Source organism: Magnetococcus sp. PR-3 (assembly GCF_036689865.1).
In the GTDB taxonomy this organism is placed as follows: domain Bacteria; phylum Pseudomonadota; class Magnetococcia; order Magnetococcales; family Magnetococcaceae; genus Magnetococcus.
Window position 1 is genome coordinate 13,102 of the sequence record NZ_JBAHUQ010000049.1, and the last position, 16,304, is coordinate 29,405.

13 protein-coding genes are annotated in these 16,304 nt (G+C 48.1%); 5 read left to right on the top strand and 8 right to left on the bottom strand.

Features of this window, described 5'->3' with window-relative positions; genetic code table 11:
• The 4 genes from V5T57_RS19570 (at window position 1) to V5T57_RS19585 (ending at window position 8,355) form a co-directional block, all read left to right on the top strand.
• Window positions 1–1,107, top strand: a complete 1,107-nt coding sequence (locus V5T57_RS19570; RefSeq protein ID WP_332892955.1) for an ATP-grasp domain-containing protein — start codon at window positions 1–3, stop codon at window positions 1,105–1,107.
• Between the two features lie 77 nt (window positions 1,108–1,184).
• Window positions 1,185–3,221 (top strand): hypothetical protein, encoded by a 2,037-nt coding sequence (locus V5T57_RS19575; protein ID WP_332892956.1) that lies wholly within the window; start codon window positions 1,185–1,187, stop codon window positions 3,219–3,221.
• 218 nt (window positions 3,222–3,439) lie between these two features.
• Window positions 3,440–5,986: an ATP-binding protein gene (locus V5T57_RS19580; RefSeq protein WP_332892957.1), complete on the top strand. Its 2,547-nt coding sequence runs from the start codon at window positions 3,440–3,442 to the stop codon at window positions 5,984–5,986.
• Window positions 5,983–8,355 carry a response regulator gene (locus V5T57_RS19585; protein WP_332892958.1) on the top strand — a complete coding sequence of 791 codons (2,373 nt, stop codon included), beginning with the start codon at window positions 5,983–5,985 and terminating at the stop codon, window positions 8,353–8,355. The genes V5T57_RS19580 and V5T57_RS19585 overlap by 4 nt, the downstream gene beginning before the upstream one ends.
• 111 nt (window positions 8,356–8,466) lie before the next feature.
• Here the strand turns inward: V5T57_RS19585 and V5T57_RS19590 are convergent, their stop codons facing one another.
• From V5T57_RS19590 to V5T57_RS19625, 8 genes are all read right to left on the bottom strand, one after another.
• Entirely contained in the window at window positions 8,467–9,009 is a 543-nt protein-coding gene (locus V5T57_RS19590) for a YceD family protein (RefSeq protein WP_332892959.1), read from the bottom strand.
• A 69-nt stretch (window positions 9,010–9,078) separates the two neighbouring features.
• Window positions 9,079–9,264, bottom strand: coding sequence for a DUF2065 domain-containing protein (locus V5T57_RS19595; protein ID WP_332892960.1), 186 nt, complete (start codon window positions 9,262–9,264; stop codon window positions 9,079–9,081).
• The gene (gene hflC, locus V5T57_RS19600) at window positions 9,261–10,163 is read right to left on the bottom strand and encodes a protease modulator HflC (RefSeq protein WP_332892961.1); all 903 of its coding nucleotides are present in this window, start codon (window positions 10,161–10,163) and stop codon (window positions 9,261–9,263) included. Before hflC ends, V5T57_RS19595 begins: the two co-directional genes overlap by 4 nt.
• A 10-nt stretch (window positions 10,164–10,173) precedes the next feature.
• The gene (gene hflK, locus V5T57_RS19605; RefSeq protein ID WP_332892962.1) at window positions 10,174–11,262 is read right to left on the bottom strand and encodes an FtsH protease activity modulator HflK; all 1,089 of its coding nucleotides are present in this window, start codon (window positions 11,260–11,262) and stop codon (window positions 10,174–10,176) included.
• A gap of 82 nt (window positions 11,263–11,344) precedes the next feature.
• On the bottom strand, window positions 11,345–12,088 hold the full coding sequence (locus V5T57_RS19610; protein ID WP_332892963.1) for an RsmE family RNA methyltransferase: 744 nt from the start codon (window positions 12,086–12,088) through the stop codon (window positions 11,345–11,347).
• Complete coding sequence (locus tag V5T57_RS19615; protein WP_332892964.1) at window positions 12,055–12,816, bottom strand: RNA methyltransferase; 762 nt, start codon at window positions 12,814–12,816, stop codon at window positions 12,055–12,057. The genes V5T57_RS19610 and V5T57_RS19615 overlap by 34 nt, the downstream gene beginning before the upstream one ends.
• A gap of 133 nt (window positions 12,817–12,949) precedes the next feature.
• Window positions 12,950–13,225: a hypothetical protein gene (locus V5T57_RS19620; protein WP_332892965.1), complete on the bottom strand. Its 276-nt coding sequence runs from the start codon at window positions 13,223–13,225 to the stop codon at window positions 12,950–12,952.
• A gap of 149 nt (window positions 13,226–13,374) precedes the next feature.
• Entirely contained in the window at window positions 13,375–15,174 is a 1,800-nt protein-coding gene (locus V5T57_RS19625; protein WP_332892966.1) for a cation:proton antiporter, read from the bottom strand.
• A 294-nt stretch (window positions 15,175–15,468) separates the two neighbouring features.
• Here V5T57_RS19625 and V5T57_RS19630 point away from each other — a divergent pair, with 294 nt between their 5' ends.
• The gene (locus tag V5T57_RS19630) at window positions 15,469–15,861 is read left to right on the top strand and encodes a hypothetical protein (RefSeq protein WP_332892967.1); all 393 of its coding nucleotides are present in this window, start codon (window positions 15,469–15,471) and stop codon (window positions 15,859–15,861) included.
• Window positions 15,862–16,304 lie beyond the last annotated feature (443 nt).

The following is a 16,304-nucleotide window of genomic DNA, read 5'->3' on the forward strand; positions in this document are numbered from 1 at the left end:
GTGCAATCGGTCTTGATTCCCTGTAGCCGAGCTGTTGATCGTTGGATCTGCACCCCTCTTCAGTCACGGTACCATTTTCATGATCAGGATCTGGCCAGCATGCCAGATCCCATGGTGCAGTTAAGATCGGCACAACAGTGGAAACAGCACCACCCCAATGGGGTGGTGCTGGCCACCCACGACCTTGCAGCGCCCATTGCAGCACACTGTATGGGTCACCCTTCGGTTCATGCCGTCTTTACGACCATGGACAAAGCCGCTACCCGGGAACAGCTGGACCCCAAGCCCATTCCTTTTTGCCGGCTGGATCCTGGCCAGGCGATGCCCCCCCAAACGGACTTTCCATACCCTGCCCTGCTTAAACCCCGAGATGGCTGGGGCTCTCAGCAGATTACCCCAATTAAAACCCCAGGTTTGGCACCCCTGGAAATTGATGCCCCCCTAACCCCCTTGTGGCAAGCGCTTTTACCATCATCCTCCCACACCCAATCAGGATGGCTGTTAGAACAATATATGGAGCATCAGCACATCTTTACGGTGGATGGCTTTGTTCAAGATGGAGAGGTTCAGCTATGGGGCATTTCAGAAAATCTGTATGCCACATCAAACCCCCTGCTATTGGAAGGGTGTCTCTTTCCAGCCCAACTAGATGATGCACTGACTCAAAAATTGGAGTCTGCCTACAAAGCGGTTGTCTATCCACTCATCGAACAAGGGTTTGATCGTAGTTTTATTAATGCAGAATTTTTTATGACATCGGATCAAGAGATTATTCTCATGGAGATCAACGGCCGTTTACCCATTATTCTGACCCCTCTGTATCGTTGCACCCTAACAGGGGGAGATAGTGTTGAGGCCGCCATTCAACTGGCTTTGGATCAACAGGTTGTCCGACCAAAACAGCCTAATGGCGTGGCAGGTGCTTTTTTTATCCAAGGACAAGCCTCCCCCGCCCTCACACAATGCCCGCAGAATGATCACCTTTTGCTCTTATCGCCACCCCCAGTAACAGGCCGCTTGGGTACCCTTATTCTGCATGCTCAAGACCGTCACCAGCTTTTACGCCAGTGGCGCCAGTGGCAGCAACAGCATCTCATCCTGGCTTAACCATTGCTTACCACCACAAAGCTGGCAACGTTTGCGAGCAACCGTAGTGATTCCTATTGAACAAAGAGATGATCCTCATGGACCAACACTCATATAAAAACGAATACCAAGCCTGGGCTCTACCCCTTCTTGGTGTCTTTCTATTGGCTTTTTTAGCAGCCATTTTACATTTCTATTTTTGGCAAGCCCCGGTTGGTTCGGATGATGTAGGCTACTTTAAACTCGCCCTGGGCGATGGCTTTCAACAAGGCGATCGGATCCGGCATGGATCTCTACGCATGTTTTTATATGCGTTAATTCAGTTTCCCAACTGGGTTTTGGGCCATGACTACGCCCTAGAAGCTTTTTATACATCCATTGGTTTTCAATCTCTCTTAGGCTTTATGGGGGTTACCCTCTTTGCTTTTGTCGCCGCCCCCAACCGTCGCGTGGCACTCCTGGCCATCCTGTTTTGGGTGACCAGCTACGCCGCACTCATTACTCAGGCCAAACTCCTGCCTGATGGTTTTGGTACGGGTATCGCCTTTTTGGCGACCGGCTTAATGTATGGCCTGGTTTTCCGTTGGAACCTACCGGCCCATAAGCCTGCATTCAAAGCCTTGGCCCTTATAGTAGGTCTGCTTTTATGGGGAGCTCTCTCGATACGGGCGACCTTTGCACCCTTTGTGCTCAGTGCCCTGTTACTTGCCCTCATAAGCCCCCACAGATGGAAGCTACTTCTCTACTTTGCCTTGGGTCTGTTGCTCGGGGCAGCGCTAGAGATGTTCAGCGTGTGGGTACAGTTTGGGGATCCCCTCCTGCGCTACAAAGTACTGTTGAATTACAATACCGGGGGAACCCTGGAAACCGTCTTTGAGCAGGCGGCTAAAAGCGGTGAAAAGCTCCCCACTCTTCAGGCCATTATTCTCTTGGCCATCCGTTTTCCTAAGGTGATCTATTATACCGGATCAGCAGAGATTTTCTTTTTTCTGCTCGGTGGGTTGGGTACCTTAATGTGGCTATTTTTAGACAGAAGCAAAACAGCCTTAAGTAAGGCGATGATGCTTATTTTGGGCTTTGGGGCCATTGCTTTTGCAATCAAGGGCATGGATCCCAGCCGACCCTATCTGCGAGAGAGCATCCGCTACTACCTTCAAACCCTGCCTTTTTTTCAATTGGCGACAGCTGAACTTATTTTTGCCGGGGCCTCATGGTTGGCGATAACCGTTAAAAAACCGCTTTTTGAACGTGGTGTCTACGCTGTTGCCATCGCCCTTATCACAGGTTTGATAACACTCAATTTATGGTCGCTGAATCAATCTCCCCATCTGGCCAAAAATGGCAATACGGGCAGCTTAGTTATTTTGGAGCGTGCCAGCCAACTTCAAGAGCCCCACAATCCTAAACTCTATGGGGATGGAAAAAACCTTTTCCCTCTCTTTTTCAAAGCCAGTTCCCCTTGGGCTCATCAAAAAAAGTTCAGCCAATTTGAAGAACCAGGTTATCTCTTTATTAACTGGCGTCGGCGCAACTACATCTTAAAAAAGCGGCTGCATAAAACGCATCCAACCCATGGGTTATACACCACCATTGAGACACAGCCTCACCTCTACCGTCACCAAAATGGCCGCTGGCTGTCGGATCTCTTTGTCATCAACACACCACCCATTACACGGACCAAAACCCGCTTACCCAAAGAGGCGTTCATGGTTCGTCTGCAAGGAGGGCAATTAGCCACCCCCTCTGAGACCATAAGGCTTGTTAAGGGGGATCAATGGCAACTGTCAGCCGTTGACCCAGCTCTGGCCCCCTTACCCGTAGAGAAGTTGGTACAGATCCAATTTTTCATGCGTGCGGTTACGCCTCGTGCCTCTACCATGCAAGTTCAGCTTGAATACCGGTCAACGAATGGTCAAAAGCAGCAACAGTTTATGGGGGAGTCTGTAGCTGGTACCGATTGGCACCGCTTCTCACTCTGGACCTACCTCCCCCAACCAGCGCACAACCCATCCTTTAAAATGCGTTTGACCCATGGGGAAGTTGACGTTAAAGATTTTCAGGTCCAACTCCTAGACCGCCACCCCCAGGATGAGCTAGCAAATAACCGTTTACAGTGGCAAAGCACCCTTTTTTAAAGCCAAAATCCTATCAAAAGAGCCATAGAGGTAGACGGGCCTCCTCTATGGCTCTTGAATTACAATAACGCAGCTTCAGCATTATTTTTCAGCTTCTTGATACCTAACTGTAGTTAATTTTGATAGTTTATTAGAATAAGCTGACAAAATAGGTGGCATTACCTCATCACCACAATGCAGCCATGTGTTCATACCGATAACCCCATTGAGGATTATCCATGGAACTACAGGATATTGATCCCATTCGGCGAAAAATCTTCTTACGCACCTTACTTGCCCTATTTATCATTGGTACGGTATTGGTCATGATGGTCTTGGGACCATTAAGTCATGAGTTAAAAGCAAAGAATGATCGTGAAGTTCAGTTTATTGTGGATGCCAAAACGGTTTCCGTTAATCAATTCTTTGCAAAAATTATTGATATCGCTGAACAGTTCACCAGCCGCACAGCCATTCGAAAAAAGTTAATGGCTTATAATGATGGAAAAATTACCCATAAAGCATTGGTAGATTTTTCCAGTAATAAACTGTTAGATGCCCTTAACAAATCTCCCGATGCCACAGGTATTACCCGCTACGATCACCACGGCAAAATAGCGGTGGTTGTGGGCACGACTCTGCCTGGTGCTTTTCTCGCTCAACTTGACCCCTTTATTGAACAAACACAGGTTTTTGACCCCATTGTATTGAATGGTCAAACGACCCTGGTTGTTGCCACCCCTATTCGGGCCCGTGGGGGTAAACGTGTCGGCACCGATGTTGTGGTTTTTCAAACCAAAGGTATCTTAGCCTTGATGGAGGATTATCAAGGTATGGGCAAGACCGGAGAAATTATTTTAGCCTATGAGAAACAAGATCTTTTTAAGCCTATTTTCACGACTCGGCACCCCTATAAAGCTGAACGACTAACCACGATTATACAGGATTTCAAGAACGGTCAGTTCAAGGCTGAGCAAAACCATCATCGTATCTGCCCAGCCTGTGTCGTGACCATACGTGGTGTGAACCAAACCAATTTTTATCTGCTTTTCCGAATGAAGCGTGCAGAACTGGATGCGATTATTGATGCCAACACCCATCGGTTAGGACTCTTTGCCGCGGTGGTATTGATCATTGGTGTTGGAGGGGTCTACCTTCTGATCGCCCCTCTTCTGCGATTATTGACCCAAGAACTTCATACCCGTACCCGCACGCTCCAAGAACTGGCCAGCAGTGAAAAAGCCTTGCGCGCCACACAAACACAACTTGAAGAAGATATTGTTCAACGCAAAGCTGTGGAAAAAGAGGTGCGTGAACTCAACCGTTCTTTAGAACAACGCGTAGAAGAGCGCACACGAGCACTCACACAAGCCCTTCAACAAGCTGAAGTAGCCAACCAAGCTAAAAGTACCTTTCTAGCCAATATGAGCCATGAATTGCGTACACCCCTTAATGCTATCTTGGGCTTTTGTGGATTGTTAAATAGAGGGGAGAACTTAACCCTCGATCAACAAGAGAATGTCGGTATCATTCATCGCAGTGGCGATCACCTGCTCCAACTCATTAATGATGTATTGGATATGTCAAAGGTAGAGTCTGGTCGAATGGATGTTGTGATAGAGGCCATACCACTCCATCAGCTACTCCATGATATTCGAGATATGATGGCCATACGGGCACAACAAAAAGATCTGACTTTTCACTATGAACCCAATGCGACACTTCCTCAATTTATCCATGCTGATGCCGCTAAAGTTCGCCAGATCCTCATCAACCTCCTCGGCAATGCGGTCAAATTTACGAAGGAAGGTGGCATTGCCCTACGGGTTGCCACACACGAAGAGGCCAATACACTCTGGCTAATCATAGAAGTACAAGATAGTGGTTGTGGGATCGCTGAAGATAAGATCAAATCAATTTTTGAACCGTTTATTCAGGTCGGTCGGAGTCGTGGCAGTATGGAAGGCACCGGCCTTGGGCTTTCCATCAGCAAGCGTCTTATAGAAATGATGGGGGGAACACTTAAAGTTGAAAGCCAAATAAAGCATGGCACGCTCTTCCAATTAAAGCTTCCTATTACAGAGGCCCATGCTCAAGAGATCCAAGACAAACCTGTTGATAACCGTGTCATCGGCCTAAGTGCCGACCAACCAGACTATCGTATTCTGGTTGTGGATGATGCCGTTGCTAACCGTCGTCTACTGGTCAAACTGCTCCAGGAGGTCGGCTTTGATGTGAAAGAAGCCTGCAATGGCGTTCAAGCGATTGAACGATGGAAAACGTGGAAGCCCCATTTAATCTGGATGGATATTCGTATGCCTGAAATGGGCGGGGATGAAGCGGCAAAGCAGATCAAGGCTTATTCAGAGCATGACGATACGATTATTATTGCGCTTACAGCCAGCATCTTCCGTGATGAGATGCAACGCCTCCTAGCCATGGGCTTTTCAACCTGCCTACGTAAACCCTTCCGTGAATCTGAAATTTTCACGGCCATGGAGACTTATTTGGGGGTTCAGTTTATCTATAAAGATCCCCAAACATTGACCACAACCTCTGAGCAGGGCTCTCTCAAACCAGCAACTCTTGCCAACTTACCGGATGATCTCAAACAAGAGCTGTTGCATGCATTGGAGATGGGCAATATTGTTGAGGTCGAGAAGAATGTGGATAAAATTGAAGCCATTAATGAAAAACTGGCCTCCGCATTACGCAGTAAAGCCGAAGATTTCCAATTTGAAGAACTGCTTCATTTGTTTAAAATGAGTATGGAGACACCGGCATGACCCTTCCATCAAGCACCATATTGATTGTGGATGATAATCCGGCCAACCTAAAACTGCTCTCAGGTATCTTAAAACAGAGCCACTATCAAATTCATGCTGCAACCAGTGGTGAAGGGGCTCTCAGGTCTGTTCAGGCCCACAAACCCGATATTTTTTTACTGGATGTTCGCATGCCCGGCATGAGTGGTTTGCAACTATGTGAAAAATTAAAAGAAGATCCTGAAACACAAGAGATACCCGTTATCTTCCTCAGCGCTCTTGGAGACTCTGAAGATAAAATCAGAGGTTTTGAAGTAGGTGCTGTTGACTATATGAGCAAACCCTTTGAACCCAAAGAGGTCTTACTCAGGGTTCAAACCCACCTGGAGCTCTACCATTTACGCCGCCAACTGGAACAGCGGGTAGTCAGCCGTACCCAACAGTTACAACAGAGTAAATTAGATAGACAGCAGATACTCGACACCTTAACAGAAGGTGTCTTGGTGATGGATCAAAAAGGGTGCTGCCAGTGGGTTAACAATGCAGCAAGACAACTGCTTGGGTTATCTGACACAAGCTGTGAAGCTGGCTATTCCACCATGGATTTGACCCGCCCTTGCCGCGGAGATGGTACCCCCCTACGTTGGGAGGAAACCCCCTTTGCTCAAGCGCTAGCACACAATGAGCCGACCCATGGTGACCAGCTATGGTTTCAACATCAGGATGGCAGCCGCTTTCCGGTTGAATACCGCGCCAACCCCCTGCCCCAACAGCTACAAGAACCTGGCATCGTCATCAGCTTTTGGGATATCAGCTCCAGGCTGGCGACTTTGGATGCGTTGACACAAGCCAAAGAGAGAGCGGATGAGGCCAACCGGGCAAAAAGCACCTTTTTAGCCACCATGAGTCATGAAATACGCACGCCGATGAATGCCATCATCGGTATGGCTGACCTTCTTTGTGAAACCGAACTCACCAACGATCAAAAGCAATATATTGATATTTTTCAAAAGGCGGGTGGTGCTCTGCTGGATCTAATCAATGATATTCTTGATCTGGCCAAGGTGGAAGCCAACCGTTTTGTCTTAGAAAACAATCCCTATAATCTAGCCAGCCTTATTGAAGAGTCGATCTCTATTTTAACCCCCCGCAGTGAGTTAAAAGGGATTCAGCTCAAACAGCAACTGGATGCACATTTACCAGAAGCTGTGGTTGGAGATGCCAAACGCCTACGCCAAGTCTTACTCAACCTATTAGGCAATGCCATCAAGTTCACACAACAGGGGGATGTTACCCTTGCGGTACAACTGACAGAGGATCAGCAAGATCAGCTCTTATTTCAGGTGATCGATACAGGGCCGGGCATACCCGAAACACAACTGGCGCAAATTTTTGATCCGTTTACACAAGTTGATGCTTCGACAACCCGTCACCATGGTGGCACAGGGTTGGGGTTGGCCATCTGTAAACGTCTGATTGATCTTATGAATGGCCAAATCCATGTAGTGAGCCAACCAGGTAAAGGCAGTACATTTTCCTTCCAGCTGCCCTTACAAAGGGCCGTTCATACACCTCAAGTCAAAGAGCCTACCCACGCGGGCTTACCGCCAGGCACCACCGTACTAATTAGCCATGAAAAAAGCCGCTGTGGAGGCATTTACCCAACCGTTTTACAACAAATTGGATGCAAGGTTAGCTTTATAGAACAAACTGGTGCGATTGAAACATTTATGAGCCAACTACAAAGCTATGAATATCCGCCCGATATATTGCTCATTGATGATGATACGATTTCACATTCCAGCTTGGATGTGGTGCGCCATATGCGCCAATTCCCAGCATTTAAACATTTACCGACCATCATGATCTGCAGTAATGACGATCACCATATGCTCAATGAGGCCAAAGAGTTACAGGTCTACACTATGATCAAACCTGTACGTGGTGATGCCTTGTTTAGGGGACTGTGCAGAGTTTTAGACCGAAAACCAACATTTTCTGATCAAAAACAAGCCCATATTCTTCTAGCAGAAGATGCCGACGATAATATTTTTCTCATTCAACGCTATTTACAAAAGAGTGGTCATACACTGGATATCGCTAAAAATGGTGTGGAAGCTGTGCATTTGGCCCAAAAGAGTCGCTATGATCTTATTCTTATGGATGTACAGATGCCCAAGGTTGATGGCTACCAAGCTACCGCCACCATTCGACGCTGGGAACAACAGCAAGCACACCCCAGAACCCCCATTCTTGCCCTCACTGCACATGCTTTGGAAGAGGACCGCCGTAAAAGCATAGAAGCGGGGTGTGACGCCCACCTAACCAAACCTATTCTAAAAAAAGACCTATTGGCTGCTTTACACAAACATATCAAGCAAAGAGCCTGAAAAAGAAAAACCCCGACCAAAAAAGGACGGGGTTTTATGGCGAAAAAAGCGACTTCAGACATATCTTCACGTTACTACTGTTGACCTAAGCCTTGCGATCAATAGCCTTGATTATTTCAATTTAAGCTGTTTTAAGGCCGCAAATGGGCTGTCTGAAGGTATACCGTCACAGCGGCATGCACTCTCATTTAAGTTGGCTCCACACTGGGCACAGATACCTTTACAACCCTCTGAGCAGAGCGGCAACATCGGCAGGTGTAACATGAGCTCTTCATCCACCAACGGTGGTAATGTAAAAAGATCATCCTCCAGATAGACCAACTCATCGGTCAAAGCCAGTTCACCACTGCTGCCATTATGGGGATCTTCCCCTGTGGCATACCAACGGTCAACCTGGCCTTCCAACTGTTGATCAAAGCTTTTCAGACAGCGGGAACAGACAACCTGAACCGTACTGGAAACCGTACCTGTAACGTGTAATTTTCCCTGTTGCATCTGTGCGGTCACGGCACAGTTAGCCGAATTGACCAGAGAGGTCTCTTCTGAATTTTGTAATCCCTCCAACTGGTCAGCAGGAATAATACCCTCATAGTTACGAGGATGGTGACCTGCTGCACTCAGCGGTAACTTGATGTGGCTAATATCCTTATCCATGGGAGCACCTTACTTAACGGCTGGGAAGGAGATGGCTTAGAATAATAAGGGGGGCATAGCCCCCCTTATTTAAGCGCGAACCAGATAGACAATCAACAAGCCTATGATCATCAAGGTCAGACCAGTTTGACGTAGCATGGCATCAGGCAGTGAAACCATACGTTCTACCCATGAACGCATCTGACCTGGTGCTAAAAAATAGGGGATGCCTTCAATGATAAAAACCAGCCCCAATGCGGTCAATAGATCGTTCACTGCATGTTCATTGGGTTTTTAGTGTTAAAGCCTTCCCCTTTTAAACCACTGAAGAAACCATCAGGAGGCATCACCAAGGTGGTGTTCCCTTCAAGAATGGACTTCTTGTAGGCATCCAGGGTACGGATAAAACGGTAAAACTCGGGGTCTAGGTTAAAGACCTCTGCATAGATATAGGCTGATTCAGCATCACCCTGACCACGCAACCCTTCAGAGGTTTCGTAAGCGTTAGCCAGAATAACTTCACGCTGACGGTCAGCTTCTGAACGAATACGTAGTGCATCTTCATCACCTTCAGCACGGTACTGCTTGGCTTGACGCTCACGTTCAGTCTGCATACGGGAGAAGACGGAATCTTCGTTCTGTTTGGGCAAGTCGGCTCGTTTGATACGCACATCAACGATCTCAATACCAAAACCACGCACGGTTCCATTCGCGGAAGTTGCGATATCATTCATCAGAATGGCCCGCTGACCCGCCACAATTTCCATCATATTATATTTACCCAACACCTCACGGAGGCTGGAGTCGATCACATCCCCAATACGTGAGGTCGCCGCAGAGATGGTACGCTGGGTTTGATAGAATTTGAGCGGATCAACAATACGCCAACGGGCATAGTTATCGACCTTTAGAGTTTTCTTATCCAGGGTTAACACATCCGACGGGCGCTGGTCCGTTGTCAGCAACCGCTTTTCCATACGCTTAACAGACTGCAAAAAAGGCAATTTAAAGTTCAAACCGGGCTCAGTAATCACCCGCTTGGGTTGCCCTAACTGAACCACCAAAGCCTGTTGGGTCTGGTGAATGGTAAAAACAGACTGAGAAAGAAACAACAGAATAGCCGCCAGTAACAACAGTATACCGGTCGACATATGATCTTTAAGCTGTGAAGTCATGATGCCCTCCTCATCGCTGAGCTGGTTGCGGTTTAGAGGTCCCGAAAATTCGAGAGTCTAAAGGCAGGTGGGGAAGCACACCTTTGGCGGCGTCTGGATCCAAGATCACCTTGTTTGCACGCGACATAACCTCTTCCATTGTTTCTAGGTAGAGACGTGTCCGTGTAACATCCTTGGCATCCCGATAAGCGGTATAGAGCGAATTAAAGCGAGCAACATCACCTTTAGCCCGTGCCACTTTAGACTGCTTGTAGGCTTCAGCTTCGTTAATCATACGAACAGCATCACCCTTGGCTTTAGGTAAGATATCTGCACGATAACCTTCAGCTTCGTTGGTTTTACGTACTTTATCTTCTCGAGCACTGGCCACATCTTTAAAGGATTGTACAACCTGATCTGGTGGTTGAACCTGTTTCAACTGCACCTTGGTGACCTCAAGCCCAGAGCGATATTTATCGAGAATCTCCTGAACAAGCACCTCGGTTTCGCTCTGAATACGCTCTTTACCACTGGTCAGAACTTCATCAATCTTGTTCTTACCAACGATCTCACGAATTGCCGCTTCTGCAGCACGACGAACCACCAGCGAAGGATCACCACGCTCATGCACGATCTTAAACAGATAGTCTGCAGCATCCTTAATTTTAAACTGAACGATCATGTTGATATCGACGATGTTTTCATCACCGGTCAACATTTTCGACTCATCCTTAGCACCACGTGAGCCCCTGAAGTTACTGGGCAAACCAACAGAAGTACTCTGAATGATCGTCACTTTAGGCTTGGCTTCAACAGTCTCGATCGGCCAAGGCAAATGGAGATGCGGACCAGGTTCTGTTGTTTCGACATATTTGCCAAAACGGGTAATAACTGCTTGCTCATCCAGTGCAACCACATAAATACCGGTGGCCATCCACCCAAGTATGACGACACCAAGGATAAACAGCAGGCTCATCTTTCCACCGGGAAGATTGCCACCACCACCACCACCAAATTTCTCTTTGGCAGCACGTAGAATCTGCTCCAGATCGGGCTGTTGCGGGTTTTGGGGACGCTGGCCCCAAGGACCTTGGTCTCCGCCGCTTCCGTTCCAGGACATATTAAGCTCCTTGCTATGAAGGTTTTTAAACGATTAAAAGAGACTGGAAAAGCATCCAGAATTTGTACCACCAAAGGAGCGATTATTTCCCAGCCTTGGTGGGATGTAAAGGGTTGTCTGCTGAAGCCAACCAGGAGAGGGCTGTGATAGCTGCTGTCTCCGTACGCAGGAGCCTTGGACCTAAATTTCGGGAGAGGATCTTGTTCTGCTTAAAATGCACCAGATCTTCTTGCCCCCACCCCCCTTCAGGACCAACGAATATCTCTATTCCACCACACAACCCAACCCCTTGAAGTGGCATCTCCCCACGGTCCAGATAGAAGCGGTTTGGGCACGCTGATAAGGTTATCGCCTGCTCAAGCGTAACCGGATCACCCACAGTGGGTAAAATAGCCCGCCGACACTGCCGCGCTGCACGGCGAATAATACGCCCCCATCCCCCTTGTTTTTTTAAAGAAGGGGCCTCTTCTTGGTAGGATTTTTCCGTCTTGATCGGATAAATCTCTGTCGCCCCAAGCTCTACAGCTTTTTCTATAATCCACAAAAACCGCTCCCGATTGGGCATCCCTTGCATCAACAGCCGTGGTGCCGGGGGTTCAGGTGAATAGGCCATGGTCTCAAACAGACGTACGGTTTTTTGCCCCGCTTCCAGACGTCCACGATAGAACTGCGAACCATAGTGGAAGGTAAATATCTCCCCCACTCGACCTTCCCACATGGCCAAGGCTTCATTGGCACTGGCATGTAAGGGGTAGCTGCGTTCCATGGCGGTGGGCGCTTCAGCCAGTTGGATTAGCGTTTTAAAGCCGAGATCTTGCGTTCGCAATGGTTGATCACCTCTGTCAGAACACCCCGTAAAATGGTAATTTCCCGCCGATCTAATGCAGCTCGATTAAAAAGAGCTTTTAAGGTACCCATCATCTGCTTATAGCGATCTGGTTGAATGAAATCAATCTGCATCAATACCGTTTGCAAATGTTCAAAAAAGCGTCCCATATCTTCTTGGGTCGCCAAGACATCATCACGATGTGGATCATGTACCGGGACCTCGCCTAACCCTTGCCCACCCATCAATTCATACGCAACAACCATGACCGCCTGAGAGAGGTTTAACGACCCCTTCTCACCCTGTGTCGGGATGGTACAGATCCAATGACACCGCTCTACATCAATCGTTTCAAGACCAGTCCGTTCGGTCCCAAAGAGAATACCCACACGACTTATAGGAGATTGATGGTTGGGATCCAGACGAACCCCTAATTCATGAGGGGTCATCACTTGATGCCGCTGCCCCCGTGCACGCCGAGTGACAGCAACCAAGTGGTTAAGGTCTGCCGTCGCCGCATCCAGGGAGTCATAAACCTGGATCGTCTCAACCAAATGGGCCGTACCCGCCGCCCAAGCTTCAACATCAGGGTGGGGGAAAAAACGCGGATTGACCAACCGCAAATGGGTAAAACCCATATTGGTCATCGCCCGTAGCGCCGCACCAATATTTCCGCCATGGGCGGGACGGTCCAAGATAAAAACAGGGCCTGAAAGCGGTTCAGTCATAGGGTCATTCATTTCAAAGTAAAGGTCAGAAAGGCATGAAGATACCAAACCTGGGCAACATCCCTCAAAAGAAAACGGGACGATCCAAAGATCATCCCGTTTTATACCCTAAAAGCCCCAACGGGCTCCTTGATTAATCTTCGTGCAGTAGACAATCCAGCCCAGCCTTACCACCTTTACGCTTACAGCGTGCAATCATCACTTTAGCTATGGACAGTGACATCCATAAGGCAAATAACGGCATAATGATCGAAAGCGCCACTTGCAGCATACCTAAGGCTGTTGCCCCATGATGATCAGAGGCTAACCCATCCATGGCCATGCGCGCACCAGTACTGGTGCCAACCCAAAACAGGCCGATAATCATCGCGGCCATAAACAGGGCACTCATTAATTTAAAAGCTTTCATAACCCATTACACCTTGTGGTTGATGCCCCCGACGCTGGCAACGCAGGTGACAGTGTGCATGCCAGCCCGCCATACTACACAACCTCATCTTTTTATAAAATAAAATAAAACTGTATAAGTGATTAATAAAAACTATCCAATCGTCGCCCTCAGAGGGGGGGCTTCACCACGTCATGTAGACTCTTTTTTTGTTTCATTATCCTAGAAATGGGTTTAGATGCAGAAGTGGATTTATCTGTAGATTCATGCAGATCTTGGATCCACGTTCCCATTGAGTCCGGATGAATTTCGCAGCTAAGTGCGTGCCCTAATAACATACGGGCCGTCTCTTTAGGGTAGTTGACCATGGCTTTGATCGGTAGTTCACTAAGCATTTGAGCCTCTCCCTCATGGGTTGCCGTGGTCACAATAACCGGATTATCACACACACGGGCAACCGCTTTACCCACCAGCCGTTTGCTCTTTTCATCACCAATGGTCAAAATAACCGCCGCCGCATCCCCAACACAGGCCATTTTTAATATATGCTCCTGCGCTGCATTACCAAAAATGACAGCATGCCCCCGATCCACCCCCTGCCCGACCAACGACTGTTGATGCTCAATACAGACATAGGGATACCCAGACTGATCGAGCTGTGCCACCACCTCCTGCCCAACCGGCCCATAACCACAAACCACCAGATGATTTTTCTCCAAAGTAATGGGAACACAGCGATCATAACCACAGACCACCAAGCGATTATGCTCATGACCTGCATGTGGAGTTACGGGATCATCTGCCCCAGCATCTTTGGCCAGATGACCCGCATCACGATGGATACCCCTTAAGATAAAAGGAGCGATCAACATGGAGCACACCAGGGTGGCAACGGTAAACTGATGCACCAATGGCTCAATAAGCTTTAAACGTAACGCAAGCTCTAAAATAGCAAAGGAGAACCCACCCCCCTGAGAGATCGCCAATGCGGTCTTAAGGGCCACTTCACGGGTACCAGAAAGGCGCACAACCGCAAAGGTCAGTGCTGTTTTCAACACCACCAATAATAGTGTTGCGAGTATAATCCAGTGGAACTGCTGCATGGCAAACTGCAGGTCCACCTGCATACCCACTGTAATAAAGAAGACCCCTAATAACAGATCTCTAAAAGGCACCAAGTCAGCCTCAACTTGGTGCTTAAATTTGGTTTCTGCGAGCATCATACCCGCCAACAAGGCACCTAACGCATAAGAAAACCCCAAGGCGTGGGTCAATAACGAGGCCGAGACTACCAACATGAGAATAGAGGCAACAAAGGCCTCTTGAGAACGCATATCACTGACCGCGGCAAGCAGACGGGTAACCCCATAGCGTCCGATGAGATAGATGACCCCAAAGGCGATAACAGCACCTAACACCGTTTCAAGAATAAGCAGAGGGACCGATGCATGGGTACTGATACCCAAAAACCCCACCAGCAATAGTATGGGAACAACACTAATTTCCTGAAACAGCAGTACACCTACCGTGACCTGACCATAGGGTTTGCCAATATCTTTATTCTCATAGAGTGTCTTTAACACAATGGCTGTCGAGGAGAGCGCCAAACTCAAGCCAATGATCAATGAGGCTGAGGTGGGCATGGCATAGATCGATACCGCGGTAAAGTAGACGACCAATGTCGTTAGGAGCACCTGCAAGCCCCCAACGACAAAGACCAGACGGCGCATCTGCTTCAGGCGGGTCATGGAAAATTCCAAACCAACCGTAAAGAGCAGAAAGACGACTCCCATCTCAGCGACTTCTCTAAGTAAGCCAGATTGGTCATACCTAAAATTAAAGGTACCTGAGACAACCATCCCTGCCAGGACATACCCGACCAACAACGGCAAGCCAAACCGTCTTAACAATAAAGCCAGTCCTACAGAAATACCCGAAGTCAGGGTAATCAGAACAAGATAGTCGTGCATACAGTCCCACTAAATAATGTGCTGCAATGGCATCGATACGAAAGCAAGGTCTACTTTTTTACGAAATCCATGGTGCCCTTACCATAGGTTGCTGTCTACCCTCCATGGCTTTTCTCTGCGCCATGGGCCAAGAAAAATTAAAAAAAAATCACCTAATTTTAAAAAAAGATTAATGCTCTTCCCTAGGAAGCCGAAAAGAACCTCATAAAGATCCTGGATGGATAAGTACCTATAAAGGGCCGTGGCCCCCATGGAAGGTGAGAGATTACGGTCCTCAGGTGAAGGACGAGATCAATGAATACCATCCAAAACATGCCCACAGGAGTACAAGGTTCAACACAGTCGCAACAGGTTGCACGTAGCCCGAAAGTCCAAGTTGCACAGGGAAACGGTAAATCTGGACAGCAGCAGGTGCAAGAGTTCATCAGCCGCCAGACCAGCCAAGCCGCGAAGCAAGCTGCGCAGAGTGGGAAACAGGCATTTAACCAAATTATGCCGACACCTCCCTCTTCCAGCGAAATGGAGCAGGTTCGCAACGAGGTAACCCGTGTAGCACGTAAAATCTATGCGACCAACCCAGTTAGGCAATTTCCAGAAGGTAGTCGCGTCGCCGACGCCTACCAACGCCAACAACAGGGGATCAATTTGGGCGGGCCTCCCCCCTCATTGACAGACGCGTTCGCATAAAAAAATAGAAAAAGCAGGCCTTTCGGCCTGCTTTTTTAATCTGATGCACCTTCAAATAAGACCAACCCCACCACAAACCGATAAACAAACCGTGCTTTTACCCAGCAGACTGCTGTGTAAAAGCAGATCCCCCCCTGCTCTTTTTAACGCCCCACACACATTCCAAAAGAGTCATGAACAACACGCTACCTATGTTGAACGGAATGGGTCGACACATGGCTGAGAAATTTCAGTCTATCTTTACAACAAGAATTAAACCGCCAGAGGGAAGCATGCCTAGCTAGGCATGCTCATACAACAACAAGAACACCCATGTATGCTCTTTGCTCGCCCCCCAAGTACACCATCAAGCAGATGCACCGGATGAATCATGCAACCCACTTAAACAAAGGGCTACACCAGATGGTGCAGCCTTTTGCTCATGATAGTTTATCCTCAACTTA

Bases quoted from the DNA above. Each gene is read 5' to 3' on its own strand.
- V5T57_RS19575 (WP_332892956.1), top strand. From the start codon at position 1,185: ATGGACCAACACTCATATAAAAACGAATACCAAGCCTGGGCTCTACCC.
- V5T57_RS19580 (WP_332892957.1), top strand. From the start codon at position 3,440: ATGGAACTACAGGATATTGATCCCATTCGGCGAAAAATCTTCTTACGC.
- V5T57_RS19585 (WP_332892958.1), top strand. From the start codon at position 5,983: ATGACCCTTCCATCAAGCACCATATTGATTGTGGATGATAATCCGGCC.
- V5T57_RS19590 (WP_332892959.1), bottom strand. From the start codon at position 9,009: ATGGATAAGGATATTAGCCACATCAAGTTACCGCTGAGTGCAGCAGGT.
- hflC (WP_332892961.1), bottom strand. From the start codon at position 10,163: ATGACTTCACAGCTTAAAGATCATATGTCGACCGGTATACTGTTGTTA.
- hflK (WP_332892962.1), bottom strand. From the start codon at position 11,262: ATGTCCTGGAACGGAAGCGGCGGAGACCAAGGTCCTTGGGGCCAGCGT.
- V5T57_RS19615 (WP_332892964.1), bottom strand. From the start codon at position 12,816: ATGACTGAACCGCTTTCAGGCCCTGTTTTTATCTTGGACCGTCCCGCC.
- V5T57_RS19620 (WP_332892965.1), bottom strand. From the start codon at position 13,225: ATGAAAGCTTTTAAATTAATGAGTGCCCTGTTTATGGCCGCGATGATT.
- V5T57_RS19625 (WP_332892966.1), bottom strand. From the start codon at position 15,174: ATGCACGACTATCTTGTTCTGATTACCCTGACTTCGGGTATTTCTGTA.
- V5T57_RS19630 (WP_332892967.1), top strand. From the start codon at position 15,469: ATGAATACCATCCAAAACATGCCCACAGGAGTACAAGGTTCAACACAG.